Genomic DNA, 24,946 nt, shown 5'->3' on the forward strand with positions numbered 1-24,946 from the left:
GCTCCTTGCCGAGGCCCCGAGCCGAGAGGAAAGCGCCATGGACGGAGTGCTCATGGGATTCGGGGTGGTCCTGTTCATCGTGCTGGCAGGCTTCGCGGCGGCGGCGCTCGTGCCGTCCCGGGCGGCCGCCATGCAGGAGGGCATGACGCCGGCGGTCTACTACATCACCAATCCGGCCCTCATGCTCATGCTCATGGCGGAGACGGACCTGGCCTCGGTGGCCGGCGTCTACACGCCGATCGCCCTCGCGACGGCCGCGACGGCGGGACTCGCGTACGCCGTCGTCTCCCGGTTCGCCCTGAGGCGCCCGGCCGAGCGGACCGCCGTCGGCGCGATGGCGGCGTCCTACGTCAACGCGGGCAACATCGGGCTTCCGATCGCCCTCTATGCCGTCGGCAGCGCCGCGCCCGTGGTCGCCGTCCTGCTCGCCCAGCTGCTCGTCGTCGCGCCGGTCTACCTCGCGGTGTTCTCCTGGTGCGCACGCCGTTCTCCGGAGGCGGACGACGCCGGACGGGGAGCCCTGTGGGGCAGCCTCGCCCGGTCCTTCGCGAACCCCGTGACCGTGGCGACGGCGGCCGGCGTCCTCCTGTCGCTGTCCGGGTGGCGCCTCCCGGACGTGGTCTGGACGCCGGTGCAGATGCTCGGCAACGCCTCGATCGTGATGCTGCTGCTGATCTTCGGCATGAGCCTGCGCGGCCAGGCGCCCCTCTCCCAACGCTCCCTCGCAGCCGACGTCGCATTGGCCACCGTCGTCAAGCTCGCCGTCATGCCGCTCACGGCCTGGCTCCTGGCCCGGTTCGCGTTCGGCCTCGACGGCGTGGAGCTGCTCGGCGTCGTCGTGATGGCGGCCCTGCCGACGGCGCAGAACGTGTTCCTGTTCTCCGCGCAGTTCCGGATGCCGACCCTGCTCGCCCGCGACGTGATCCTCCTCAGCTCCCTGCTCGCCTTCCCGGCCATCCTGCTCGCGGCCTTCCTGCTCTCGTAGGCCGCACAGGCCAAGGGCCGGTTCCCGGGGGAACCGGCCCTTGGCCTACCGGAGGGACCCGCCGCGGCGGTGAGGGGTGCGAACCAGCCAAGGCCGCCGCGCCGGGTCCCGGGTTGGGGGTTTCCGCGGATCAGGAGAGCTCGGAGCGCATCTCGTTGATCATGTTCTCGGCCGCCTGCTCCGGCGTCTGCCGCTTGAAGAACACCTCGAGCTCGTAGCGGTAGAGGATGTCCTGCAGCCCGCTGAAGCCGATCGGCGGGATGGCCTCGGCCTCGCCGACCTCGTCCTCGATGTCCGCGATGAACTCGGCGGAGCGGGCGTCGGCGCCCTCGAGCGTGGCCACGACCTTCTCGCGGACCTCGAGGTTCGACGGCAGGCCTCGGTCGGCCAGGTTCAGCATGGCCGCTTCCTCGGAGTTGACCATGAAATCGATGAACTTCTTGACCTCTTCCGGATGCCTGGTCCGGTTCGTCGCGGACATGAACATGGAGGACTTGTAGAAGATGTCCGCCCCGCCGGGTTCGCCGGAGATGCCCGGGAAGCGCAGCGGGACGAGTTCCTCGCCCGAGGCGCCGGAGAGCGCGTTGAGCTGATTGGTCCACCACATGCCGAGCGCCGCCACGCCGGTGCCCGTCAGGGACTGGTCCGGTCCCGGGGACTGGTCCTCGGCGATGCCGGAGGCCGACGGGGTCGAACCGTTCTCCATCAGGCCGAGCAGCATCTCGAGGTAGGAGACGGCCTCGGGGGCCTCGAAGCCGAGCTCGCCCTCCGCCGTCGTCAGCGACTTGCCGTGCTGGCGCAGCCAGAACTGGAAGCCCGCGGGCTCGTTGGGACCGGTGGCGCCGTACTTTCCGTCCACGTTCTCGGTGATCTGGCGCGTGATGTCGGCGAAGTCGTCCCAGGTCCACGTCTCGTCGTCCGGAAGCGGAACGCCCGCGGCCTCGAAGATCGCCGGATTGGCGACCATGGTCATGGCGTTGATGCCTGTCGTGATGCCGAACAGGCCCTCGTCGGTGCGGCCGTTCTCGATCGCCGCCTCGTCGAACTTGGAGACGTCGACGCCCTCGAGGTCCAGGAGCGCGCCGCGGTCGGCGTACTCGCGGAGGTACTTGTCGTCCATCTGGATGATGTCGGGGGCATCGTTGGAGGCGACCTGGGTAGCGAGCTTGTCCCAGTAGCCGCCCCAGTCGCCGAACTCGCCCTTGACCTTGATGCCCGGGTTCTCGGCTTCGAAGGCCTCGATGATCTTCTGCGTGGTCGCGGCGCGGGACTCGGAGCCCCACCAGGAGAAGCGCAGGGTCACCTCGCCATCGGCCGAGGGCGTGCCGCCTCCGCCGCCACAGGCCGTCAGGGCCAGCGCCGAGGCCGCCGCCACGGCGGAGATCCTGGCCAGTCGAGTGAAAGTCTTCATGGGTTCCTCTTCGTTGAGTTCATAGCGTGCGGGGTGGTCGTCGAGCGCGGGACCGAACGGTGCCGGACGCCTTCCCCGGCCGGGCGTCGCACCGAGCTGGGAAAGCGGTTTCCAACAATGTAGATGTGACCGCCATCACGGGTCAAGCGTTCAACCCCCTCCACCCCGTTACCTTTTGTGCATCGAGCGATCCACGCCGCGACTCGCACCCCGGCGTGCCGCGCCGAAGCCGTCGCGGCACCCTCCGCCGTCCACCGCGGGCGCCACGGCCACCGGCGTCAGGCCGTGGCGCGCCGCTCGACGCGGGCGGTGCTCTCCCGCAGGACGGGCTCGCCGACGACCACCGAGCGCTCTCCGACTCCGGCGACGGCCAGGATCAGCTCGCCCGCGGACCGCCCCATCTCCTCGAGCGGGAGCCGGACGGTGGAGATCGACGGATGCATGTCGGCGAGCGTGGGGATGTCGTCGAAACCGGCGATCGCCACGTCGTCCGGCACCCTGAGGCCCGCCTCGCGGAGCGCGGTCAACGCGCCGAGCACCATGACGTCGTTGGCGCAGAACACGCACAACTGCTCCGCACCGGCCCCCACGGGCAGGGCCTCGAGCAGTTCCCGCAGGGACGCATGGCCGCCGTCCCGCGTAAAGGCGCCCTCGAGCACCGCCTCGGGCTCGAACCCGGCCTCCCGCAGGCGGCCGACGAAGCCCTCGACACGGTCCCGGGCCGTGACGAGCGAGGAATCTCCCGCCAGGACGGCGAAGCGGCGGTGCCCGAGCCCGAGCAGCTCGTCGGCCAGCAGCCCGGCGGCCCCGGCGTTGTCGACCTCGATGCCTCCCGCGCCGGGCAGCGGCTGGCCGATCATGGCCACGCGTCCGCCGTTGTCCTGGTAGCGGCCGATCGCGGCGGCCAGGACGTCGTCGTCCTCGAGCCCGCGCGAGCCCGCGAGCAGGATGCCGTCCGTGCGGTGGGACATAAAGGCGCGGACCGCGGCGAGCTCGGCCTCGCCGTCGCGGTCCGTGCTCGAGAGCAGCAGCTGGTAGCCCGTGCCGGCCAGTCCATGCTGGACGCCGCGGGCGATGGAGGAGAAGTAGGGGTCGGCGATGTCGTGCACGATCAGGCCGACGAGGCCGGCCGAGCTGCGGGCGAGCGCCTGGGCCTGCGCGTTGGGGAAGTAGCCGAGTCGCTCGGCGGCCTCCCGCACGCGGTCGGCGATGACCTCCGCGGGCTTGCGCGAGGATCCGTTGAGCACACGCGAGGCCGTGGCCTGGGAGACCCCGGCCTCCTTCGCGACGTCGGCAAGACGCACGACCATGGCAGAAACCGCCTTCCGGCCCACCGAGGCGGACCCACTCGTCCCGTTTGTGACAGTTGACACATCGAACCTCTCGAGATTACCGTGGAAAGCGCATTCCCACCTATTTCCCCATTCTATTCCACTCGTCGTAGGAGTCCCCACCATGCCTGAGAACCGCGTTCTCCGCATCGCCATGAACGGCATCACCGGCCGCATGGGATACCGCCAGCACCTGCTCCGCTCCATCCTGCCGATCCGCGAGCAGGGCGGCATCACGCTGGCCGACGGCTCCGTCGTCCAGGTAGAGCCCATCCTGATCGGCCGCAACGAGGACAAGATCAAGGAGCTGGCCCGCCTCCACAAGGTCGAGCACTGGAGCACCGACCTCGACGCCGTCATCAACGACCCCACCGTCGACATCGTCTTCGACGCCTCGATGACGAGCCTGCGCCACGCGACCCTGTCCAAGGCCATCGCCGCGGGCAAGCACCTCTTCACCGAAAAGCCCACCGCCGAGACCCTGGACGAGGCCGTCGACCTGGCCCGCCAGGCCCGTGCCGCCGGCGTCACGGCCGGCGTCGTCCACGACAAGCTCTACCTCCCGGGCCTCGTCAAGCTGCGCCGCCTCGTGGACGAGGGCTTCTTCGGCCGCATCCTGTCCCTGCGCGGCGAGTTCGGCTACTGGGTCTTCGAAGGCGACGTCCAGTCCGCCCAGCGGCCGTCCTGGAACTACCGCCTCGCCGACGGCGGATCGATGACCACCGACATGTACTGCCACTGGAACTACGTCCTCGAGGGCATCATCGGCCAGGTCAAGACCGTCACCTCCCACACGGCGACCCACATCCCGGTCCGCTGGGACGAGCAGGGCAACGCCTACGAGGCCACGGCCGACGACGCCGCGTACGGCATCTTCGAGCTCGAGACCCCGGCCGGGGACCCCGTGACCGCGCAGATCAACTCCTCCTGGGCGGTGCGCGTCTACCGCGACGAGCTCGTCGAGTTCCAGATCGACGGCACCCACGGATCCGCCGTCGCCGGCCTGAACAAGTGCGTCGCCCAGCAACGCGCCCACACCCCCAAGCCCGTGTGGAACCCCGATCTTCCGGTCAACGAGTCCTTCCGCGAGCAGTGGCTCGAGGTCCCGGCCAATGAGGACCTGGACAACGGCTTCAAGCGGCAGTGGGAGGAGTTCCTGGCCGACGTCGCCGCCGGCCGCGAGCACCGCTTCGGCCTGCTCTCCGCGGCCCGGGGCGTCCAGCTGGCCGAGCTCGGGCTTCGCTCGGCCGCCGAGCGCCGCACCTTCGACATCCCGGAGATCGTGCTGTGACCGCCGCGACCGCCACGACCGGGCTCCCCACGCTGCTCCTGCCCTCGGCCGACGGCGCACCCCGCAGCTACCGCCTCTCCGCCCCGGGTGAATGGACCCGGCCCACCGCGCCGATCACCTCGCGCAACGTCTACGCGGCGGCCCACGTCGTCCCGCGCATGGACGCCGAGAACACCCCCGGCTCCCCGGCCGACCTCGACTGGGACGCGACCCTGGCCTACCGCCACGAGTTGTGGTCCTACGGGCTCGGCGTCGCCGACGCCATGGACACAGCCCAGCGCGGCATGGGCCTGGACTGGACCGCGACGCGGGAGCTCATCCGGCGCTCCGCAGCGGAGGCCGCGGCGGTCGTCGCCGAACGCCGCCCCGAGCTGGAGGGCAAGTCGGTGCGCGACCTGGTCTCCTGCGGCGCCGGGACCGACCAGCTCGACCCCGCCGGCATCACGCCGGGCGCGGACGGGCTCCGCGCCGTGGCGGACGCCTACCTGGAGCAGCTCGCCGTCGTCGAGGAATCCGGAGCCAAGGTCATCCTCATGTGCTCCCGGGCCCTCGCCCGCGCGGCGTCGACCCCGCAGGACTACCTCGACGTCTACGGCCGCCTGCTGCGCGAGGCCTCCCGGCCGGTCGTCCTGCACTGGCTCGGCACCATGTTCGATCCCGCGCTGGCCGGGTACTGGGGTTCGGAGGACACGGCCGCGGCGACCGCGACGTTCCTCGACCTCATCCGCGATCACGCCGAGAAGGTCGACGGTGTCAAGGTCTCCCTCCTCGACGCGGGGCACGAGGTCGAGCTGCGCGCCCAGCTCCCGGCCGGCGTCCGGCTCTACACGGGCGACGACTTCAACTACCCGGAACTGATCCACGGCGACGGAACGCACCACTCGGACGCCCTGCTCGGCATCTTCGCGGCGATCTATCCCGCCGCGTCGACGGCCCTGCAGGCGTACGACGCCGGGGACGCCGAGCGCGGGCGCGCCATCCTGACCTCCACCCAGGACCTGGGTCGGCAGATCTTCGCCGCACCGACCTACTACTACAAGACCGGCGTCGCGTTCCTGTCCTGGCTCAACGGCCACCAGTCCGGCTTCCAGCTCGTTGGAGGCCTCCACGCCGGCCGCTCGCTGCCGCATCTGGTCCGCGTGTTCACGCTGGCGGACCAGGCCGGGCTCCTGCTCGATCCCGAACTCGCCGCCCGCCGGATGGGCGCCCTGCTGGAAACCGGAGGAGCCGCATGAGCTTCGAACTGTCCCTGAATACCGGTACGACGCCGAACCTCACCCTCGCCGAGGCCGTCCGCCACACCGCCGAGGCCGGGCTCGGGCACATCGGCGTCTGGCGGCACCTCGTCGCCGACGCCGGGGGCGCCGAGGCCGCGGCGCGGATCGTCTCCGCCGCCGGGCTCACCGTGTCCACGCTGTGCCGGGGCGGCTTCCTGACGGCATCGGACCCCGCCGGCCAGGCGGCGGCCCTCGAATCCAACCGCGCGGCCATCCGCGAGGCCGCGGCGCTCGGCACCTCCGAACTGATCATGGTCGTCGGCGGGCTGCCCGCGGCGGCCCACGTCCTCGGCGGCGCCGGGGACCGGGAGGACCGCGGCCTCGACGCGGCGCGGGAGCGCGTCGCCGACCGGATCGCCGAGCTCGTGCCCTACGCGGCCGAACACGGCGTGCGGCTCGTCCTGGAGCCGCTCCATCCGATGTACGCGGCGGACCGGGCCGTGCTGAGCACGCTCGGCCAGGCCCTGGACCTCGCGGCTCCGCACCCGGCCGAGACCGTCGGCGTCGTCGTGGACACCTTCCACGTGTGGTGGGATCCGCAGCTGCGCGGGCAGATCGCCCGGGCCGGGGCGGAGGGGCGCCTGGCGAGCTACCAGGTCTGCGACTTCAACCTCCCGATCGCCGCGGACGCCCTGAAGTCCCGTGGAATGATGGGCGACGGGTACATCGACTTCGGCCCCGTCTCGGCGTGGGTCGCCGAGGCCGGCTACCGCGGCCCCGTGGAGGTGGAGATCTTCAACGAAGAGGTCAACACCCAGGACGCCGCGCTGACCCTGGCCACGATGCGCGAACGCTACGCGGAGCTGGTCCTGCCGGCCCTGCACGCGGCCGTCCCGGTCTGACCCGCCCGCCCCGACCGACCCCTCGGCCCCCGAACCGGAAGTGGAACCCATGAGCGAGACCCCCGCCCCCGCCGTCGTCCTGGTGGGCCTGAACGGCTTCGGCCGACAGCACCTGGCCAATCTGCACCGCCTGGCCGGCGAGGGCCGGCTGCGCTTCGCCGCCGGGATCGACCACCGCGATCCCGGGCCGGAGGTGGTGGGCGAGGGCGTGCCCGTCTTCGCCTCCCTCGGCGAGGCCGCGGTGGCGGGGATCCACCCCGACGTCGTCATCGTCTCCACGCCGATCGCGACGCACGCCGAACTCGGCCACGAGGCCCTCGCGCTCGGGGCGGACCTGCTCGTGGAGAAGCCGCCGACGGCGACGCTCGAGCAGTTCCATGCCCTCGAGCGGGCGGCCGCGGACGCCGGCCGCCTGGTCCAGGTCGGGTTCCAGTCCCTCGGCTCGCACGCGCTGCCCGCGATCGCCTGGCTGCTCGCCTCGGGCCGGATCGGGACGCTGCGCGCCGTGGGCGCCACGGGGGCCTGGCTGCGCACCGAGGGGTACTACGCGCGCGCGCCCTGGGCCGGCAAGCGCGTCCTGGACGGCGTGCAGGTGGTCGACGGCGTCGCCACGAATCCGCTGGCCCACGCCGTGCAGACGGCCCTGGTTCTCGCCGGCGCCCGCGGGCCCGCGGACGTCGAGGAGCTCGAGCTCGAGCTGTTCCACGCGCACGCGATCGAGGCGGACGACACCACGACGATCCGCCTGCGCACCGCCGCGGGCATCCCGCTCACGTGCGCGCTCACGCTCTGCGCCCCCGTGCAGGAGGACCCGTTCATCACGCTCTTCTGCACCGAAGGCACCGCCGTGCTGCACTACACGCGCGACGAGCTCACGGTCACGGGTCCCGACGGCGCCGTAGAGACCACGGCCTACGGCCGGACCAACCTGCTCGAGGACCTGCTCGACGTCCGCGCGGGCCGGTCCCCCGCGCTGTTGAGCCCCCTGGCCTCCGCGGGCGCGTTCATGCGCGTCCTCGAGGCGATCCGCACGGCCCCGGACCCGTCCCCGATCGCGGCGGAGCACCTCGAGCAGCACGGCGAGGGAGCCGAGCGCCACCCCGTCGTCCCCGGGATCGCGGGGTACCTGGACCGCGCCGTGAAGTCCCAGGCCTCCTTCGCCTCGCTCGGCGCGCCCTGGGCGGGCCCCGCCGCCGTCTCGGGGTCCCTCGAGGTCGCCGGAACCGTCGTCGCCGAGGTGCGCACGGGCGCCGATATCGCCCCCACGAATTCGCCCCGCCCCTTCCTGCACCCGGTCCGCACCCTCGCCGGCACCGTCGTGACCGCGCAGCAGCCCCTCGACCACACGTGGCACCTCGGCGCCGGCGTGGCCCTTCAGGACGTCGACGGGAGCAACTACTGGGGCGGACGGACCTACACGCGCGCCGCCGGCCGCTACGTCTGGCGCGCCGACCACGGCCGCATCGCCACCGAGTCGCAGTCCATCGCCCCGTTCGGCGGCGGGTCCCGGCTCGCCGCGCGGCTGCGCTGGGACGGGTACGACGGCGGGGCGCAGCTGGCCGAGGAGCGCACCGTCACCGCGGTGCCGGCCGCGGGAGGCTGGGAGTTCGGCCTGGACTTCGCCCTGTCCCCCGCAGGGACAGGGGCCGTGTCGCTGGGAAGCCCCGGATCCAACGGCCGCGATCGCGGCGGCTACGGCGGGTTCTTCTGGCGGCTGCCGGAGCTCGAGGACGTGGAGGTCTTCACGGCGCAGGACTCCGGCGAGGACGCGGTGCACGGCAGCGTGGCCCCCTGGCTCGCGGTGAGCGCCGTGTTCCGGGGCCCGGATGGTCCCGGCTCCGGCTCCGGCTCCGGCTCCGAGGCGACGCTCGTGTTCGCGGCGCCGGACGACGACCCGTGGTTCGTCCGCTGCTCCGGCTACCCGGGGATCGGCCGCTCGATCGCCTGGGAGGAGCCCGTCGTGGCCTCCCCCGGCGCACCCGTGTCCCGTTCCGTGCGCGTCCTCGTGCTCGACGGGCGGCTGGATCGCGCCGCGGTCGAGGCGCTCGACTGGTCCGGCGTCGCCGCGGGGGCCCGGCGATGAGCGCCGAGGCCACGACGGACCGTGCCGGGACGACCCGGGACCGCGTCGCCAAGCACGCCCGCATCACGGCCCTCCTCGACGCCCGCGGGGCGGAGGCGATCGAGCTGGCCTCACCCGCGTCCCTCGCCTGGTACCTCGACGGGGCGCGCACGCACGTGAGCCTCGCCGGGCCGCCCATCGCCCGCCTCGTGGTGCATCGCGACGGCGCCGAGCTGGGGGTCTTCGCCAACGAGGCCGGGCGGCTGGCGGGCGAGGAACTGGGAGGAGGAGAGCTGGAAGGAGTCGAACTGGCGGGCGGGTTCCCGCTGTCCCTGCACCGCATCCCCTGGCACGGCTCCCTGGATCCCGCGGCCTGGTGGCCTGGTTTCGAGGCCTCCACGACCGGCCGGCACGTCACCGGTCCGGACCGTGCCGGCCGGCGCCTGATCGCGGAGGAGGACGCCGCCGTCGAGCTGCGGGCCGCCCGCGCCGTTCTGCTTCCCGGCGAACTGGCCCGCTACCGCGCCTTGTGCCGCGACGCCGCGGAAGTACTGACGGACGTCCTGAGCGGCGTGGGCCCGGACACCACGGAGCGCGCGGTCGCGGCGCGCCTGGGCGCCGGCCTCATCGAGCGCGGGGCCGATCCCGTGGTGCTGCTCGTGGCCGGAACCGAGCGGCTCGCCCACCGCCACCCGCTGCCCACGGACGGCCCGCTGGGCCGCCGGGCCATGGCCGTGGTCTGCGCCCGCCGGGCCGGACTGATCGCCAACGTCACGCGCTGGGTCGCCTTCGGCCCCACCGTCGCGCGCGAGGAAGAAGCGGACGAGGCCATCCTGCGCGTCGAGGCCGACGTCTTCGCCGCCCTGGCCCCCGGCGTTCCCCTCGCCTCCCTGCTGGACGTGCTGCGCGCAGCCTACCCCCGGCACGGCTTCGCCGACGACGAGTGGACCCGGCACCACCAGGGCGGCGCCGCCGGCTACAACGGGCGCGATCCGCGGCTGGCCCCGGGAGTGGCGGACGTCGTCGCCGCGGGGCAGGCGTTCGCCTGGAACCCGTCGGCGCCCGGCGCCAAGGTCGAGGACACGGTCCTGCTGGGAACGGACGGCATCGAGGCCCTCAGCGTCGATCCGCGGTGGCCCGTGGTCGACGTCGAGGGCCTCGCCCGCCCGGCCGTGCTCAGGAATCCCTGACGGAGGCGATCGCGAGCTCGGTGCGCCAGCTGCGCTTCGGCTCCCAGCCGATGACGCGGCGGGCCTTGTCGATGCTGAAGGCCGGCGAGGTGCCGCCGAGCCCCGCGGCGACCTCCGCCAGCTCGGGGAAGAGCTCCGGCACAACCTCGTTGAGCGGCCGGCGGGCCAGGGCGTCCGCGGCCCCGACGAAGAACGTCTCCCCGTTCTCGATGAGGTGCATCTTCTCCAGCAACAGCAGGAGGAAGTCGGTGACGTCGCGCGCGTCGACGTAGTTGAAGAGCGCGGGCGCCGCGAGCGACGGGTCGTCGAGGCGCTGGGCGACGGTGTGGCCCTGCTGGGTCGGAGCACCCCGCCATTCCTCGGGTGCGATCACGTAGCAGGGCCGGAAGGACGCGAAGCGGATGGCGTCCCCGTGGGCGGCGGCGAACATCGCCGCGACCTGCTCGGCGACGTGCTTGGACAGGCCGTAGGCATGCCAGGGCCGCGGGACGACGTCCTCGTCGAGCGGGAGCCGGGGCGGAACCCAGCCGGCCGGCGAGCCGTAGCCCATGATGGACGGGCTGCTGGCGACGACGACCTTGGAGGCGCCCGCGGCGACGGCGGCCGCGGTGACGTTGTGGGCGATCCCAGCGTTGGTCTGCAGGATCACCGCCTCGGGCGCGCTGAACGGCACCGCGATCGCGGCGAGGGAGACGACGGCTGACGGTGCCGCCGCCGTGAAGGCCGCCACCGTGGCGTCGGCGTCCAGGAGGTCGACGTCGAGGTATTCGACGCCGTCGACCGGATCGGCCGGCGCCGCGCGGTCGACGCTGAGGACGTCATGGCCCGCCGCGGCGAACCCCGCGACGACGCTGCGGCCGAGCCGGCCGGACCCTCCGGTGACCAGGATCCTTCCAGTGCTTGTCGGCATCTCGTCCTCCTAACGGGCGGCGACGGATGCGGCCGCGGGAACGGCGAGCCGGTCCAGGCCGAGATCCGCGATCGAGACGGGCAGCCGCGTCGCGAGCGATTCGTTGCCCGCGATGCCGACGGCGATCGCCGCGACGCCGTCCGCGAGCCCGGCGGGACGGCGGAAGGGATCCAGCCCGGGGCCCCGGAAGAGGTCGGCCAGCAGCAGCCGGTCCCCTCCGCCGTGGGAGCCCTCGCCGTTGACGATCTCGAGCTCGCGCGCTTCTTCCCAGTGCCTGTGCAGGACCAGGCGCTCTCCCCGGGATCGGACGCGCCCGTCCTGGCCGTCTTCCGTGACGGACGGGTCCACGGGAGAGCCGCCGGCGGCGGGAAGCACGGCGGCGCGCTCGACCACCTCGAGCTCGAGCCGGCCCTCCGTTCCGTTCACGGCCACGCGGTAGCCCTCCCACGGGCTGTGGGCGTTGAGGGAGTAGCTGAGGACGGCACCGCGGGCGTAGCCGACCGTCAGCGCGAGGTTGTCCTCGATCGTGATGCCCTCGGAAAAGACGTTCAGGTCCCGCCGGTAGCCGTCGTGGTGCTCGTTCTCCAGGTACAGCCCCGCCAGGCGGGCGTCGCTGCGCAGGTCCAGGGCGAACGGATCGGCGTCGGACCCGTCGCGGGTGCCGCGCCCGGCCCCGGGGTCCACGCCCCGGGCGGCCGCGTTCTCCGCGCCGTAGAAGCGGAGGCCGCCTGCGGCGTAGACGCGGTCCGGGGCGTCGTCGAGCCACCAGTTGACCAGGTCGAAGTGGTGGCTGGACTTGTGCACGAGCAGGCCGCCCGAGTTCTCCTTGACCCGGTGCCAGCGGCGGAAGTAGTCCGCGCCGTGGACCGTGTCCAGCATCCAGGAGAAGTCGATCGAGGTGACCTCGCCGACCGCGCCCTCGAGCAGCGCGGCCTTCAGGGCGGTGTTCCTCGGGGAGTAGCGGTAGTTGAAGGTCACGGTCACGCGGCGCCCCGTGCGCTCCACGGTCTCGGCGATGCGTCGCGCCTGGACGGCCGTGGTGGTCAGCGGCTTCTCGACGATCGCGTCGGCGCCGGCCTCCAGCGCCGTGCAGACGAGGTCCGCGTGGGTGAAGTCCGGGGTCGTGATGACGACGGCGTCGATCCCGTTCCCGCGGACGTAGGCCGCCAGTTCCGCGGGATCGAACGAGCCGATCGTGGCGCCGTGGGTCTGCTCGATGACGTCGGTGTAGTACTCGACGCGTCCGGGGTTGGTGTCTGCGAGCGCCACGAGCTCGGCGACGTCGGCGTGTTCGCCGAGGATGGCCTCGATGTACATCTGGCAGCGGTTGCCGGTGCCGACGATCACGTAGCGGGTGCGGCGCTCACCGGGGGTCGGCACGGCGCGGGGGGTCTCGGTGGGGCTCACGGTGGAGGGATCCTCTTCTGCTGGACGGGCGGGGCGGAGTGGGAGGGCGGGACCGGGCCTACTTGATGCCGGTGGTCGCGATGCCCTTGACCAGGAACTTCTGGCCGATGAGGAAGGCGATGAACACCGGCAGCAGGGTCACGATCGACATCGCGAACAAGGCGCCCCAGTTGGATTCGCCCGTGGCGTCGACGAAGGTGCGCAGGGCGACGGGCACGGTGAACATGTCCGGGTCGGTCAGGTAGATGAGCGAGGAGAAGAAGTCGCTCCAGGTCCAGATGAACGTGAAGATCGTGGTGGTGGCCAGGGCGGGGACCATGAGCGGCAGGATGACCTGCAGGAAGGTGCGCGGGTGGCCCGCGCCGTCGATGCGGGCAGCCTCGTCCATCTCCTTGGGGATGCCGCGGATGAACTGCACCATGAGGAAGATGAAGAACGCGTCCGTCGCGAGCAGCTTGGGGACGATGAGCGGCAGGAAGGTGTTCACCCAGCCGAGCTGGCTGAACATGATGTACTGCGGAACGATGATCACGTGGATCGGCAGCATGATCGTCATGAGCATGAGCGCGAAGAAGGTCTTCTTGAACCGGAACTCGAGCCGGGCGAACGCGTAGGCCGCCATGGAGCAGGAGACCAGGTTGCCGAGGATGGAGCCCAGGACCACGATCGCCGAGTTCAGCATGAAGTGGCTGAAGGGGTGGGACAGGGCGTTCCAGCCGTCGGTGTAGTTCTCCCACTCGAACGTCTGCAGGAAGAGCCCGGGCTCGCGGAAGATGACGTCGGAGGGCCGCAGGGAGCTGACCACCATCCACAGCAGCGGGTAGATCATCAGGGCGCCGGCGGCGATCATCACGGTGTGCTTGACGATCGAACGGACGCGGGCCTTGGCGGCGTCGGTCTTGCGCTGGCGCTCCTTGAGCGCATCTGCGGCGGGATCCGTGCGGCGGCCGGAGCCGCCGTCGAACCCTGTGGCGGCGGACGCCGCGAGGGCGGCGTCGGACGCGGACGTGGTGGCGGGGATCGCGGTCTGGTTAGTCATCGTAGAACACCCAATACTTGGAGGCGAGGAAGTTGATGGCGGTGAAGGCGCCGACGATCAGCACGAGGAGCCAGGCCATGGCGGAGGCGTAGCCCATGTCGAAGCGGCCGAATCCCTGCTGGTAGAGGTACAGGGTGAAGAACATCGTGGAGTCGCTCGGGCCGCCCTTGCCGCCGGAGATGATGAACGCCTGCGTGAAGGACTGGAAGGCTCCGATGATCTGCAGGACCAGGTTGAAGAAGATGATGGGGCTCAGCAGCGGCAGCGTGATCTTGAAGAACTGGCGCACCTTGGTGGCGCCGTCGATCGAGGCCGCCTCGTAGTACATCGAGGGGATCTGCCGCAGCCCGGCCAGGAAGATGATCATGGGCGAGCCGAACGTCCACACGTGCAGCAGGATGAGCGTGCTCAGCGCGGTGTCCGGGTTGGAGATCCAGCCGGGTCCCTCGATCCCGAGCATGGCCAGGAACTGGTTCACGAGTCCCGTGGTGCCGAAGATCTGCTTCCACAACACCGCGATGGCCACGGAGGAACCGAGCAGCGAGGGAAGGTAGAACACGGAGCGGTAGAGGGCCAGGCCGCGCATGCCGCGGTCCAGCAGGAGCGCGATCGCGAGGGCCGCGACGAGCTGCAGGGGTACGCCGACGAGGACGTAGACGAACGTGACGCGCAGCGAGTTGTGCAGGCGCGCGTCCTCCATCATGCGGATGATGTTCTCGAAGCCGATCCACTGCGGGGCCTGCAGCAGGTTGTAGTCCGTGAAGGACAGGTACAGCGACATCAGCATGGGCCCGAGCGTGATGGCGACGAGCCCGATCAGCCAGGGCAGCAGGAAGAGGTAGGCTGCCTTGTTGTCCTTGTGCTTGACCGGGCCGGCGCCCTTGCCGGTGCGGAGGCGGGACAGCTCGCCGACGACGCTCACGACGCCGCCCTTCGGACGGCGGCGCGGCCGTGCCGCGCAGCGTCCTGTGTAGTGGTCTGGATCAGCATGGGCTGGTCTCCTCGGGTGGGACATGCCGTGTCCGGCATGATGGGAAAGCGGTTTCCAACGGGTTGCATCCAAGGTATGTGACGCAGGCCTATGACGTCAATCACTTTATCCGGGGCCGCAGGATGCCGTTTGGGTATCACCCCATGCCGCTTCGGGCTTGGACTCCCCCGAGGAGGGCGTCATAGGGTCGGGGCACCCTCCCCGCCACCTCAGGAGCCCCGCCGTGCCCCACGCCTCCGCCGAACACCACGACTCCGACGCGCCGCATGCGCAGGGCACCTTCCACGCGCCCGCCATCACCGGCGTCGAGCTCCTCCTGGTCTCGCTCCCCTTCTCGGCGGGGCGCCGGCACGGCCCGGGCCACGAGAGCGTCGACGCGTTCAACGCCTCCTCGCAGGCCTTCACGCGGATGGAGTCGCTCATGGTCCGCGTCGCCACGGCGGACGGACGCAGCGGCTGGGGCGAGGCGTTCGGGCACAAGGTCAACCCCGCGAGCTGGGCCGCGCTCGAGGAGCTCGTGGGACCCTTCGCCCTCGGGCGGTCCGCGGCTCCCGCCACCGTGCACCGCGCCGCCGAGCGGGCCTTCCACGCGTTCGGCCGCACCGGTCCCGTGCACTACGCGCTCTCCGCGCTCGACACGGCCCTGTGGGACCTTGCCGCGCAGCGCGCCGGCGTCCCGCTGCGCCGCCTGGTCGACCCGGCGGCCCGGGACCGGATCGGCGCCTACGCCTCGCTCGTCCACTACGGCGAGGATCCGGTCGAGGTCGCGCACCACGTGGGCCGCGCCCGTGCGGCCGGGTTCGGCGCGTTCAAGCTCCACGAGTCCACCCCCGCGGCCGTCGCCGCCGCGCGGGAGGCGGCCGGGCCCGCGGCGCCGCTGATGGTCGACGTGAACTGCCGCTGGGACGAGGCCGGCGCCGCCCAGGCGCTGCGGGACTTCGCGCCGAGCGGCATCGCGTGGCTCGAGGAGCCCGTGTTCCCGCCGGACGACGCGGCCGCGCTCGCCCGGCTCAACCGCGCCCACGGCCGGATTTCCGCCGGTGAGAACGCCTCCGGGGAGTTCGGCCTCGTGGCCGCGATGGAGGCGGGCGCGCTTGCGGTGGCGCAGCCGAGCGTCGGCAAGATCGGCGGGATCACCTCGCTGCTGCGCGTCGTCGAGGCGGGGCGGCGGCTCGGCGTCGACGTCGTGCCGCACTGCTTCTACTACGGTCCCGCGCTCGCCGCGACGGCGCAGCTCGTCGCCACCCTCCCGGAGCACGTGCGCCTCGAGGTGCCGTTCCTCGATTGGCCCGAACGGCTTCATGCGCTCCACGGAGCCGGGCCGGAGATCGCGCTGCCGGACGCCCCCGGCCTCGGCTTCACGCCGGACGAGGACGTCCTGGCCCGGCACCTGGTCCGACGCCGGACGGTCGCCTCGGGCTGAGGCTCACCCCGGGCTGTAGCACACGGGCTCGATCGAGTCCCGCACGACGCGGCGCAGCGCGGCCAGGCCGCCGCCCAGGACCCCGTCCGCCCGGGCCTGGACCAGGATGTTGCCCATCGCCGTCGCCTCAACGGGCCCCGCGAGCACGGGCAGTCCCGTGGCGTCCGCCGTGAGCTGGCACAACAGGGCGTTCTGGGATCCGCCGCCGACGATGTGCACCACCTCAGGCCGCACGCCGGACAGCCCGGCCGCCCGGGCGATCGTGCGCGCGTAGGCGGCCGCGAGCGAATCCAGGATGCAGCGGACGACGGCGGCCGGCGCGGGATCCAGGGGCGGGGCCCCGGCGTCGTCCCCCGGATCTCCCGCACCCCGGGCGGCCGCGGCACGGATCCGCTCCACCATGCCGCCCGGCGCGATGAACCCGGCGTCGTCCGGGTCGACGAGCGGCCCGCCCGCCGGCAGGGCCGCGGCCGCGGCCAGCAGCTCCGGCAGCGGCGGGACGTCAACGCCGTCGGCCGCCCACTGCCGCAGGCTCTCCGAAAGCAGCCAGAGCCCTCCGACGTTGCGCAGGTAGCGGATGGTCCCGTCGACGCCGCGCTCGTTGGTGAAGTTCGCGGCCCGGCCGGCCTCGGTCAGGACGGGCGCCTCCAGTTCGACGCCGACGAGGGACCACGTGCCGGAGGAGACGTAGGCGAACGGCCCGGAACCGGCCGGGACCGCGGCCACGGCGCTGGCCGTGTCGTGCGACCCGACGGCGACGACGGCGGTGCCCTCGGCCAGGCCCGCGGCCGCGGCGGCCTCCGGGAGCAGTCCTCCGTACGCATCGCCGGGATCGATGAGCGGCGGGAAGAGGGACTCCGGGATCCCGAGCCTCTCCATGAGCCCGGCGGCGAAGCGCCCCGTCGCGGCCTCCAGCAGCCCCGTGGTGCTCGCGTTGGTGGACTCGGTCCGCGCCCGGCCGGTCAGCCGGTAGGCCAGCAGATCGGGGATGAGCAGCGCGGTCAGCCCGTGGAGCTCCGGCTCCGCGGCGAGCTGGTAGAGCGTGTTGAACGGCAGGAACTGCAGCCCGTTCACGGCGTAGAGCTCCGCCGGGGGAACGCGCGCGTGCACGGCCGCGACCGCGGACTCCGTGCGGGGATCGCGGTAGGCGTGCGGCGGCGCGGTCAGGCGCCCGCCGCGGTGCAGGCCGTAGTCCACGGCCCACGTGTCGATCCCGATGCTGCGGATCCGCCCGCCCGCCGCGGCGGCGGCCTCCCCCGCGCGCCGCAGCCCGGCCAGGACCTGCGCGTAGAGCTCCTCGAGGTCCCAGCGGAGGGAGCCCCCGCGCTCGACGACGCCGTGGGGGAAGCGGTGCACGACCTCCAGGGAGGCGGTGGCGCCGACCCGGCCCAGGACCACCCGGCCGGAGGAGGCGCCGATGTCGACGGCGGCGTAGAGGGCCTCCACGGCGCTACCGCAGGAACGCGGCGGCGACGCCGGCGTCGACGGGGACGTGCAGGCCCGTGGTGTGGGACAGGTCCGCCGAGCAGAGGGCGAACACCGCGTTGGCCACGTGTTCCGGGAGCACTTCGCGCTTGAGCAGGGTGCGCTGGGCGTAGAACGCGCCGAGCGACTCCTCCTCGACACCGTAGACGGCGGCACGCTGGGCACCCCAGCCGCCGGCGAAGATGCCCGATCCGCGCACGACGCCGTCGGGATTGATCCCGTTGACCTTGACGCCGTGCTCGCCGAGCTCGGCGGCGAGCAGGCGCACTTGATGCGCCTGGTCCGCCTTCGTGGCGGAGTAGGCGATGTTGTGGGGGCCGGCGAACACGGAGTTCTTGGAGGAGATGTAGACGATGTCCCCGCCCATCCCCTGGGCGATGAGGACCCGGGCGGCGGCGCGGGAGACCAGGAAGGAGCCCTTGGCCATCACGTTGTGCTGCAGGTCCCAGTCCCGGACCGTGGTCTCCAGGAGCGGCTTGGACAGGGACAGGCCGGCGTTGTTGACCACGAGGTCCAGGCCCCCGAAGGCCAGGACGGCGGCGTCGACGGCGGCCTCGACGTCCTCCTCGCTCGTGACGTCCGCGCGGACGCCGACAGCGGTGTCGGGGCCGCCGATGCCGGCCGCTACCGCCCGGGCCTTCTCGAGGTCGAGGTCCGCGATCACGACGCAGGCTCCCTCCGCCGCGAGGCGTTCGGCGATGGACTTGCCGATGCCCGAGGCCGCGCCGGTCACGAGCGCGATCCGCGTTGCGAGCGGCTTGGGCCGGGGCCTGCGGGCGAGCTTGGCTTCCTCGAGGGACCAGTATTCGATGCGGAATTTCTCCGCCTCGTCGATGGGGGCGTAGGTGGAGAGCGCCTCCGCCCCGCGCATGACGTTGACGGCGTTGAGGTAGAACTCGCCGGCGACGCGGGCGGTCTGCTGGTCCGGGCCGTAGCTGAACATGCCGACGCCGGGGACCAGGACGATCGCCGGATCGGCGCCGCGCATCGCGGGCGAGGATTCGTCGGCATGGCGGGCGTAGTACGCGGCGTAGTCCTCGCGGTAGGCGGCGTGGAGCTCGCGCAACCGCGCGATGCTCTCCTCGATCCCGGCGTCGGCGGGGAGGTCGAGGACGAGCGGCTTCACCTTGGTGCGCAGGAAGTGGTCGGGGCAGCTCGTGCCGAGCGCCGCGAGCCGCGGGTGCTCGGCACGGGCCAGGAAGTCCAGGACCTCCGGGGCGTCGCTGAAGTGGCCGAGCTGCGGCCGGTCGGTGCTGGCCAGGCCGCGGATCACGGGGGCGAGGGCGGCGGCCTTGGCGCGGCGCCCGGCCTCGGGCAGCGCGGCGTAGCCCGGGATCCCGGGACCGAACGGATCGGGCCGGCCGTGGGCCTCGATGTGCCCGGCCGCGGTCTCCACGATCCACCGCGAATTCTCCTCGCACTCCTCGCTCGTCGCGCCCCAGGCCGTGATGCCGTGCCCTCCGAGGATGCAGCCGACGGCCTGCGGATTGGCCTTTTGGAGCGCGGCGATGTCCAGGCCGAGCTGGAAGCCGGGGCGGCGCCACGGCACCCAGAGGACCCGGTCCCCGAAGATCGTCCGGGTCAGTTCCTCCCCGTCGGCGGCGGTGGCGATCGCGATCCCGGAATCGGGGTGCAGGTGGTCCACGTGCGCGGCGTCGACGAGCCCGTGCATCGCGGTGTCGATCGACGGCGCCGCGCCGCCCTTGCCGTGCAGCGCGTAGTCGAACGCCGCGACCATCTCGTCCTCGCGCTCGACGCCGGGGTAGACGTCCTGGAGGGCGCGCAAGCGGTCCAGCCGGAGGACGGCGAGGCCGTCCTCAGTCAGCGTGCCGAGGTCTCCACCGGAGCCCTTGACCCAGAGGAGTTCGACGTCGGATCCGGTCACCGGGTCCTTCGCGGTGCCCTGGGCCGAGGTGTTGCCGCCCGCGTAATTGGTGTTCGCGGGGTCGGCGCCCAGGCGGCGGGAGCGGGCGATGAGGGCCTCGACGGCGGGATGGGTCATGGGTGTGTGTTCCTTGCGTGGGAGGGAGGTCACGGTGGGTTCGGTGGCGGTCACGGGATCGTCCGCGCGGGTGCCGCTCAGGCGCCCCAGCCGGCGGGGGTCCCACCGACGCGCGTCTCGACGAGCCGTTCCTGGTAGCCGGAGGCGAAGAACGCGGCGAGGGGATCGGCCGGCAGGCCGCGCTCCTCGCGCCAGGCCGCGAGCGCTGGGCGGATGTCGGTGTGGAACGCGTCCATCAGGATCGCGTGGGCGCCCAACACGTCGCCGGCCGCCTGGGCGGCGGACAGGGCGTCCCGGTCCACGAGCAGGGCGCGGGCCGTCATCTCCTGGACGTTGAGGACGCTGCGGATCTGGCCGGGGATCTTCTCCTCGACGTTGTGGCACTGGTCGAGCATGAAGACGACGCCGTTGGCCGGGTCGAGCCCGCCGCCCCGGACCACTTCGGTCATGATCCGGAAGAGCTGGAAGGGATCCGCGGCCCCGACGATCAGGTCGTCGTCGGCGTAGAAGCGCGAATTGAAGTCGAACGATCCGAGCTTTCCGAGGCGCAGCAGCTGCGCGACGATGAACTCGATGTTCGTCCCCGGCGCGTGGTGGCCGGTGTCGAGGCAGACGGCGGCCTTCTCCCCGAGCGCGAGCGTGTGGACGAACGCCGTGCCCCAGTCGGGGACGTCCGTGTGGTAGAACGCCGGCTCGAAGAACTTGTACTCCAGGACGAGCCGCTGCCCGTCGCCGAGGGCGTCGTAGATGGTGCGCAGGGACTCGGCGAGGTGGTCCTGGCGTGAGCGCAGGTCCGCCTGTCCCGGGTAGTTGCTGCCGTCGGCGAGCCAGATCTTCAGGTCCTGCGAGCCGGTCTGCTCCATCACCTCGAGGCAGCGCACGTGGTGCTCGACCGCCTGGCGGCGGATGGCCGGGTCGGAGTTGGTCAGGGAACCGAACTTGTAGGCGTCGTCCTGGAAGGTGTTGGAGTTGATGGTGCCGAGCCCGACGCCGAGGTCCTCGGCGTAGCGCCGCAGGGCGCCGTAGTCGTCGACCTCGTCCCACGGAATGTGGAGGGCGACCTTCGGCGCGAGCCCCGTGTGGGCGTGGACCGTGGCGGCGTCGGCGATCTTCTCCTCGGGGGTACGCGGGGTTCCGGGCGTGGCGAAGACCTTGAAGCGGGTGCCCGAGTTCCCGTAGGCCCAGGAGGGGACCTCGATGGCCTGGAGCGCGAGCTGCTCCTGGACGGCGGCGGGGAGCGTGGCGGTCATGGGGTGTCTCCTGACGTGGGGTTGGCATGGTGGGTGGACGCAACGGCGGCGAGCTGGTCCTGCAGGTGGAAGACCTCGGTGAGGCGGACGAATCCCTCGTCGGGCGGGACGTCGAGGTCCTCGAAGAACCCGGACATGCCGGCCTGCCAGCGGGCATTGACCTCGGCGGACGCCATGGCCGCCCGCGCCGCTGCCAGATCCGGGGTCTCGAAGTAGCCGATCAGCAGGCCGTCCGGCCGCAGGAAGAGCGAGTAGTTCTCCCATCCGGCCTCCTGCAGCGCGCGGAGCATGTCCGGCCACACCGCGGCGTGGCGGCGCGTGTATTCGTCGACGAGTCCCGACTTGACCTGGAGCTGGAAGCAGACGCGTTCGCGGGCCGGCCGGGATGCGCGGGGGCTCATGGGGGACTCCTCGGTGGAACGGCGAGCGGTGGAAGGCAGGTTTTGAAACGTTTCAATCCGTGGTGATGCGTCGATCGTAGGCGTCCGTCGATTCCGCCGTCAAGGGGTCCTCGGCGATCTAGACTGGTGTTTTGATTCGTTTCAAGGTCCCGCGCACGCTGGCGGGCCGCGAGCGGCGGCAGGCGACGGGAGGGCTCGGGGGATGACGACGACGAGCGTCAAGGACGTCGCGCAGCTCGCCGGCGTCTCGGTCGGCACGGTCTCCAACGTCTTGAACCACCCGGAGCGCGTCTCGGCCCGGACCATCGAGCGCGTCAACGACGCCATCGGGAGGCTGGGGTTCCTGCGCAACGCGGCGGCCAGCCAGCTGCGGGCCGGCCTGAGCCGCAGCGTCGGCCTGATCGTGCTCGACGCCTCGAACCCCTTCTTCGCCGACCTCGCGCGGGGAGCGGAGGACCACGCGGCCGCCCACGGCATCAGCGTGCTCGTCGGCAACAGCGGCGGGGACGCCGCGCGCGAGGCGGGCTACCTCGACCTCTTCGAGGAGCAGCGCGTGCGCGGCGTCCTGCTCTCCCCCGTGGGCGACTCCTCCGCGCGGCTCGAGCGGCTGCGGGAGCGGGGCATCGCCGCCGTGCTCGTCGACCGGGCCACGGACGGTGCCCCGTTCTCCTCGGTCGCGGTGGACGACGTCGCGGGCGGCCGCGCCGCGGCCGGGCACCTGGCCGAACGCGGCCGGCGGCGGGTCGCGTTCGTGGGCGGCCCCTTGCACTTGCGCCAGGTCGCCGACCGCCTCGAGGGCGCCCGGCTGGCCCTCGGGGAGGCGGGCCTCGAAGGCCCCGAGGTCATCGAGACCCCGGGGCTGTCCATCACGGCCGGACGCGAGGCGGGCCTCGCCCTGGGCCGGCGCATCGCAGCGGCCGGAGGTTCCCGCTCCGGCTCGGGCCCGGCGAGGCCAGATGCCCCGGATGCCGTGTTCGCGGCCAACGACGTCCTGGCCCTCGGCCTCCTGCAGGGACTGATGCTGGGAGGCGGCGTCCGCGTCCCCGAGGACGTCGCCCTCGTGGGCTATGACGACATCCCCTTCGCGGCCTCAGCCATGGTGCCGTTGACGTCCGTGCGGCAGAACGCAGCAGAGCTGGGCCGCACCGCCATGGAGCTCCTCCTGGAGGAGGCGGGCCACGGCCCCGGCTTCACGCACCGCCAGCTCGTGGCGCCCCCGGGCCTCGTGGTCCGCGCCTCCAGCTAGAGGCAGGGCAGCACCCCGAAGGCCGGCGGGCGCTCAGACGAGCCGTCGCGCGCCCGGCCCCGGGACCACGGTGAAGACGTCGGGTGCGCCGTAGCCCGCCGCGTCGAACGCCGTCCTGACGGCGGCCTCCACGGCGGCCGCGTCGCCGGCGCGCACGAGCGCCACGGCCGATCCACCGAATCCGCCGCCCGTCATGCGCGCCCCCGCGGCCCCCTGGGCCAGGGCCGTGTCGACGGCGAGGTCGAGCTCGGGGCAGGAGATCCCGAAGTCGTCGCGCATCGACGCGTGGCTCGCCGACAGCAGGGCGCCGATCGCCGCCAGGCCGGCCCCGTCCTCCAGGCCGCCGTCCTCGAGCGCCGCCACGGTGTCCAGCACGCGCCGGTTCTCGGTCACGATGTGCTTGACCCGGCGGAAGACGTCCGGGTCGAGCCGCGAGGCCGCCGTGGCGAGGTCCTCCTCGGCCACGTCCCGCAGGGCCGGGACGCCGAGTTCCGCCGCGCCCCGCATGCAGGCGGCGAAGAGCTCCTTGTATCCGCCGGTCTCGTGCGCGTGGCTCACGCGCGTGTCGATCACGAGCAGCGCCAGCCCCGCGCCCGCGAGCGGCAGCGGCACGGACCGGGCCTCCCGGGTCCGGCAGTCCAGGAACAAGGCGTGGTCCGCCTCGCCGAGCAGGGCGGCGGACTGGTCCAGGATGCCGGTCGGCGCCCCGACGAAGTCGTTCTCCACCTCGCGGCACAGCAGCACGAGCTCCTCGCGCGACAGCCCGGCGCCGAGCAGCTCGTTCACGGCGAGTCCCACGGAGCATTCGACGGCGGCCGAGGAGGAGAGCCCCGCCCCGATCGGAACGTCCGAGTCGAGCAGCACGTCGAAGCCCGGTGACGGAGCCCCGCGGCGGGCGAACGCCCACGGCACCCCGGCGATGTAGCGGGCCCAGGAGGGCAGCTCGTCGGTGTCGAGCCCGTCGAGGGCGACCTCGAGCACCTCCTGGCCGGCCGCCCCCTGCAGCCCCGCGAGGCGCAGCCGCCCCGAATCGGTCCTCCGGACGGCCACGCGCGCGCTGTGGGGGATCGCCAGCGGGAGGACGAATCCCTCGTTGTAGTCCGTGTGCTCCCCAATCAGGTTCACGCGTCCCGGCGCGGCCCAGACCCCCTCCGGAACGGCCCCGAACCGTGCGTTGAAGGCGGAGGCCAGCGCCCCGGCGTCGTACGACCCGCTCATGCGGCACCTCCCGCGGCGCGGCCCGCGGCTCCCGCGGTGGGGCCCGCCTGGACGGTGACGCTCCGCACGGCGGCGCGCAGCCGCTCGGCCGTGGCCTCCGGCATCACGTCGCCGATGAACGCGCCCATCGCGGCCTCCGAGCCGGCCAGGTACTTGAGCTTGTCGGCGGCCCGCCGGGGGCTCGTGAGCTGCAGGTGCAAGCGGTACTCGCCCGCGTCCGGATGCCCGATCGGCGCCTGGTACCAGGCTGCGATGTACGGCGTCGGCGTCGGATAGAGCGCGTCGAGGCCGCGCACGAGGCGCAGGTAGACGGCGGCAAGCTCCGCACGTTCCCCGTCCGTCAGCCCCGTGAGGTCGCCCACGTGGCGGTTCGGCACGACGTGCACCTCGATCGGCATGCGGGCCGCGAACGGGACGAGCACCGTGAAGTGCTCGGAGCGCTCCACGATCCGGGAGCCGTCGGCGACCTCGGCGGCGAGGACGTCCTCGAAGAGGTTCCCGCCCGTGTCCTCGCGGTGGGCGACGGCAGCCCGGAGCTGCGTCAGCGTCCGCGGGGTCGTGTACGGGTAGGCGTAGATCTGCCCGTGCGGATGGTGCAGGGTCACGCCGATCTCCGCCCCGCGGTTCTCGAACGCGAAGACCTGGCGCACCCCCGGCAGCGCGGAGAGCTCGCGCGTGCGGTGCGTCCACGCCTCGACGACGGTGCGGGCGCGCTCGATCCCGAGATCGCCGAAGGAATCCGCGTGGCCGGCCCCGAAGGCGATGACCTCGCAGCGGCCGTGCGCCGGGTGGACGGCACCGAGGCCCGCCCCGAGCTCCTGCGCGTGCTGTTCCGGGCCGAAGGAGGGGAAGCGGTTCTCGAACACCACGACGTCGTAGTCCTCCGCGGGGATCTCCGTCGCCCGGCCGTCGCGGCTCGGGCAGAGCGGGCATTCGTCCGCCGGCGGCAGGTGCGTGCGCTGCTGGCGGTGGGCGGCGAAGGAGACCCAGTCCCCCGTGAGCGGATCGTAGCGGAGCTCGGAGGCCCCCGGCCGCCCGGGCAGGTCCCGGGAATCACGGGGCACGGCGGGCGCGGGACGGCCCGCATCCTGGAAGTAGAGCAGCTCCCGGCCATCGGCGAGGGCGGTACGCACGGGTTCAGTCATCACGGTTCCGTTCAACGGGGAGGGGCGCTCCGGCATCGCC

20 protein-coding genes are annotated in these 24,946 nt (G+C 72.6%); 8 read left to right on the forward strand and 12 right to left on the reverse strand.

The window, feature by feature from the left end:
• The first annotated feature begins 37 nt into the window (after positions 1–37).
• Positions 38–985 (forward strand): AEC family transporter, encoded by a 948-nt coding sequence (locus tag ACQ3I4_RS06040; RefSeq protein ID WP_430633101.1) that lies wholly within the window; start codon positions 38–40, stop codon positions 983–985.
• Positions 986–1,115: 130 nt separating this feature from the next.
• Here the strand turns inward: ACQ3I4_RS06040 and ACQ3I4_RS06045 are convergent, their stop codons facing one another.
• Positions 1,116–2,396 (reverse strand): ABC transporter substrate-binding protein, encoded by a 1,281-nt coding sequence (locus ACQ3I4_RS06045; protein ID WP_430633102.1) that lies wholly within the window; start codon positions 2,394–2,396, stop codon positions 1,116–1,118.
• Positions 2,397–2,674: 278 nt separating this feature from the next.
• Entirely contained in the window at positions 2,675–3,706 is a 1,032-nt protein-coding gene (locus ACQ3I4_RS06050; RefSeq protein WP_430633103.1) for a LacI family DNA-binding transcriptional regulator, read from the reverse strand.
• Between the two features lie 145 nt (positions 3,707–3,851).
• Here ACQ3I4_RS06050 and ACQ3I4_RS06055 point away from each other — a divergent pair, with 145 nt between their 5' ends.
• Genes ACQ3I4_RS06055 through ACQ3I4_RS06075 form a run of 5 tightly spaced genes read left to right on the forward strand, consistent with a single transcriptional unit; the run spans position 3,852 to position 10,389 of the window.
• The gene (locus ACQ3I4_RS06055) at positions 3,852–5,018 is read left to right on the forward strand and encodes a Gfo/Idh/MocA family protein (protein ID WP_430633104.1); all 1,167 of its coding nucleotides are present in this window, start codon (positions 3,852–3,854) and stop codon (positions 5,016–5,018) included.
• Positions 5,015–6,253, forward strand: a complete 1,239-nt coding sequence (locus ACQ3I4_RS06060; RefSeq protein ID WP_430633105.1) for a dihydrodipicolinate synthase family protein — start codon at positions 5,015–5,017, stop codon at positions 6,251–6,253. Before ACQ3I4_RS06055 ends, ACQ3I4_RS06060 begins: the two co-directional genes overlap by 4 nt.
• Entirely contained in the window at positions 6,250–7,137 is an 888-nt protein-coding gene (locus tag ACQ3I4_RS06065; RefSeq protein WP_430633106.1) for a sugar phosphate isomerase/epimerase family protein, read from the forward strand. Before ACQ3I4_RS06060 ends, ACQ3I4_RS06065 begins: the two co-directional genes overlap by 4 nt.
• Before the next feature lie 49 nt (positions 7,138–7,186).
• Complete coding sequence (locus tag ACQ3I4_RS06070; protein ID WP_430633107.1) at positions 7,187–9,220, forward strand: DUF6807 family protein; 2,034 nt, start codon at positions 7,187–7,189, stop codon at positions 9,218–9,220.
• The gene (locus ACQ3I4_RS06075) at positions 9,217–10,389 is read left to right on the forward strand and encodes a M24 family metallopeptidase (RefSeq protein ID WP_430633108.1); all 1,173 of its coding nucleotides are present in this window, start codon (positions 9,217–9,219) and stop codon (positions 10,387–10,389) included. The genes ACQ3I4_RS06070 and ACQ3I4_RS06075 overlap by 4 nt, the downstream gene beginning before the upstream one ends.
• Here the strand turns inward: ACQ3I4_RS06075 and ACQ3I4_RS06080 are convergent.
• Genes ACQ3I4_RS06080 through ACQ3I4_RS06095 form a run of 4 tightly spaced genes read right to left on the reverse strand, consistent with a single transcriptional unit; the run spans position 10,376 to position 14,667 of the window.
• Complete coding sequence (locus ACQ3I4_RS06080) at positions 10,376–11,299, reverse strand: NAD-dependent epimerase/dehydratase family protein (RefSeq protein ID WP_430633109.1); 924 nt, start codon at positions 11,297–11,299, stop codon at positions 10,376–10,378. The two genes, ACQ3I4_RS06075 and ACQ3I4_RS06080, sit on opposite strands and share 14 nt — an antisense overlap.
• Before the next feature lie 9 nt (positions 11,300–11,308).
• Positions 11,309–12,706 carry a Gfo/Idh/MocA family protein gene (locus tag ACQ3I4_RS06085; RefSeq protein WP_430633110.1) on the reverse strand — a complete coding sequence of 466 codons (1,398 nt, stop codon included), beginning with the start codon at positions 12,704–12,706 and terminating at the stop codon, positions 11,309–11,311.
• A 58-nt stretch (positions 12,707–12,764) separates the two neighbouring features.
• A complete protein-coding gene (locus ACQ3I4_RS06090) occupies positions 12,765–13,745 on the reverse strand; it encodes a carbohydrate ABC transporter permease (protein WP_430633111.1) in 981 nt (326 codons plus the stop codon).
• The gene (locus tag ACQ3I4_RS06095) at positions 13,738–14,667 is read right to left on the reverse strand and encodes a carbohydrate ABC transporter permease (protein ID WP_430633112.1); all 930 of its coding nucleotides are present in this window, start codon (positions 14,665–14,667) and stop codon (positions 13,738–13,740) included. Before ACQ3I4_RS06095 ends, ACQ3I4_RS06090 begins: the two co-directional genes overlap by 8 nt.
• A gap of 292 nt (positions 14,668–14,959) precedes the next feature.
• On the opposite strand from ACQ3I4_RS06095, the gene ACQ3I4_RS06100 reads away from it, so the two are divergent.
• A complete protein-coding gene (locus ACQ3I4_RS06100) occupies positions 14,960–16,159 on the forward strand; it encodes a mandelate racemase/muconate lactonizing enzyme family protein (protein ID WP_430633113.1) in 1,200 nt (399 codons plus the stop codon).
• Between the two features lie 3 nt (positions 16,160–16,162).
• Here the strand turns inward: ACQ3I4_RS06100 and ACQ3I4_RS06105 are convergent, their stop codons facing one another.
• From ACQ3I4_RS06105 to ACQ3I4_RS06120, 4 genes are all read right to left on the reverse strand, one after another.
• The gene (locus ACQ3I4_RS06105; protein WP_430633114.1) at positions 16,163–17,605 is read right to left on the reverse strand and encodes a rhamnulokinase; all 1,443 of its coding nucleotides are present in this window, start codon (positions 17,603–17,605) and stop codon (positions 16,163–16,165) included.
• Positions 17,606–17,609: 4 nt separating this feature from the next.
• Entirely contained in the window at positions 17,610–19,646 is a 2,037-nt protein-coding gene (locus tag ACQ3I4_RS06110) for a bifunctional aldolase/short-chain dehydrogenase (RefSeq protein WP_430633115.1), read from the reverse strand.
• Between the two features lie 77 nt (positions 19,647–19,723).
• A complete protein-coding gene (gene rhaI / locus ACQ3I4_RS06115; protein ID WP_430633116.1) occupies positions 19,724–20,896 on the reverse strand; it encodes an L-rhamnose isomerase in 1,173 nt (390 codons plus the stop codon).
• Entirely contained in the window at positions 20,893–21,297 is a 405-nt protein-coding gene (locus tag ACQ3I4_RS06120) for an L-rhamnose mutarotase (RefSeq protein ID WP_430633117.1), read from the reverse strand. The genes rhaI and ACQ3I4_RS06120 overlap by 4 nt, the downstream gene beginning before the upstream one ends.
• 202 nt (positions 21,298–21,499) lie before the next feature.
• On the opposite strand from ACQ3I4_RS06120, the gene ACQ3I4_RS06125 reads away from it, so the two are divergent.
• Entirely contained in the window at positions 21,500–22,543 is a 1,044-nt protein-coding gene (locus ACQ3I4_RS06125; protein ID WP_430633118.1) for a LacI family DNA-binding transcriptional regulator, read from the forward strand.
• A 33-nt stretch (positions 22,544–22,576) separates the two neighbouring features.
• Here the strand turns inward: ACQ3I4_RS06125 and galK are convergent, their stop codons facing one another.
• Positions 22,577–23,761, reverse strand: coding sequence for a galactokinase (gene galK / locus ACQ3I4_RS06130; RefSeq protein ID WP_329862027.1), 1,185 nt, complete (start codon positions 23,759–23,761; stop codon positions 22,577–22,579).
• On the reverse strand, positions 23,758–24,906 hold the full coding sequence (gene galT / locus ACQ3I4_RS06135; RefSeq protein WP_329862028.1) for a galactose-1-phosphate uridylyltransferase: 1,149 nt from the start codon (positions 24,904–24,906) through the stop codon (positions 23,758–23,760). Before galT ends, galK begins: the two co-directional genes overlap by 4 nt.
• Positions 24,907–24,946: the final 40 nt, after the last annotated feature.

The sequence above is a fragment of the Zafaria sp. Z1313 genome, from assembly GCF_050563205.1.
Classification (GTDB): Bacteria; Actinomycetota; Actinomycetes; order Actinomycetales; family Micrococcaceae; genus JAZDCJ01.

Excerpts from the sequence above, each read along its gene's own strand:
- ACQ3I4_RS06040 (WP_430633101.1), top strand. The coding sequence starts at position 38 with ATGGACGGAGTGCTCATGGGATTCGGGGTGGTCCTGTTCATCGTGCTG.
- ACQ3I4_RS06045 (WP_430633102.1), bottom strand. The coding sequence starts at position 2,396 with ATGAAGACTTTCACTCGACTGGCCAGGATCTCCGCCGTGGCGGCGGCC.
- ACQ3I4_RS06050 (WP_430633103.1), bottom strand. The coding sequence starts at position 3,706 with ATGGTCGTGCGTCTTGCCGACGTCGCGAAGGAGGCCGGGGTCTCCCAG.
- ACQ3I4_RS06055 (WP_430633104.1), top strand. The coding sequence starts at position 3,852 with ATGCCTGAGAACCGCGTTCTCCGCATCGCCATGAACGGCATCACCGGC.
- ACQ3I4_RS06065 (WP_430633106.1), top strand. The coding sequence starts at position 6,250 with ATGAGCTTCGAACTGTCCCTGAATACCGGTACGACGCCGAACCTCACC.
- ACQ3I4_RS06070 (WP_430633107.1), top strand. The coding sequence starts at position 7,187 with ATGAGCGAGACCCCCGCCCCCGCCGTCGTCCTGGTGGGCCTGAACGGC.
- ACQ3I4_RS06075 (WP_430633108.1), top strand. The coding sequence starts at position 9,217 with ATGAGCGCCGAGGCCACGACGGACCGTGCCGGGACGACCCGGGACCGC.
- ACQ3I4_RS06080 (WP_430633109.1), bottom strand. The coding sequence starts at position 11,299 with ATGCCGACAAGCACTGGAAGGATCCTGGTCACCGGAGGGTCCGGCCGG.
- ACQ3I4_RS06090 (WP_430633111.1), bottom strand. The coding sequence starts at position 13,745 with ATGACTAACCAGACCGCGATCCCCGCCACCACGTCCGCGTCCGACGCC.
- ACQ3I4_RS06110 (WP_430633115.1), bottom strand. The coding sequence starts at position 19,646 with ATGACCCATCCCGCCGTCGAGGCCCTCATCGCCCGCTCCCGCCGCCTG.
- rhaI (WP_430633116.1), bottom strand. The coding sequence starts at position 20,896 with ATGACCGCCACGCTCCCCGCCGCCGTCCAGGAGCAGCTCGCGCTCCAG.
- ACQ3I4_RS06120 (WP_430633117.1), bottom strand. The coding sequence starts at position 21,297 with ATGAGCCCCCGCGCATCCCGGCCGGCCCGCGAACGCGTCTGCTTCCAG.
- ACQ3I4_RS06125 (WP_430633118.1), top strand. The coding sequence starts at position 21,500 with ATGACGACGACGAGCGTCAAGGACGTCGCGCAGCTCGCCGGCGTCTCG.
- galK (WP_329862027.1), bottom strand. The coding sequence starts at position 23,761 with ATGAGCGGGTCGTACGACGCCGGGGCGCTGGCCTCCGCCTTCAACGCA.
- galT (WP_329862028.1), bottom strand. The coding sequence starts at position 24,906 with ATGACTGAACCCGTGCGTACCGCCCTCGCCGATGGCCGGGAGCTGCTC.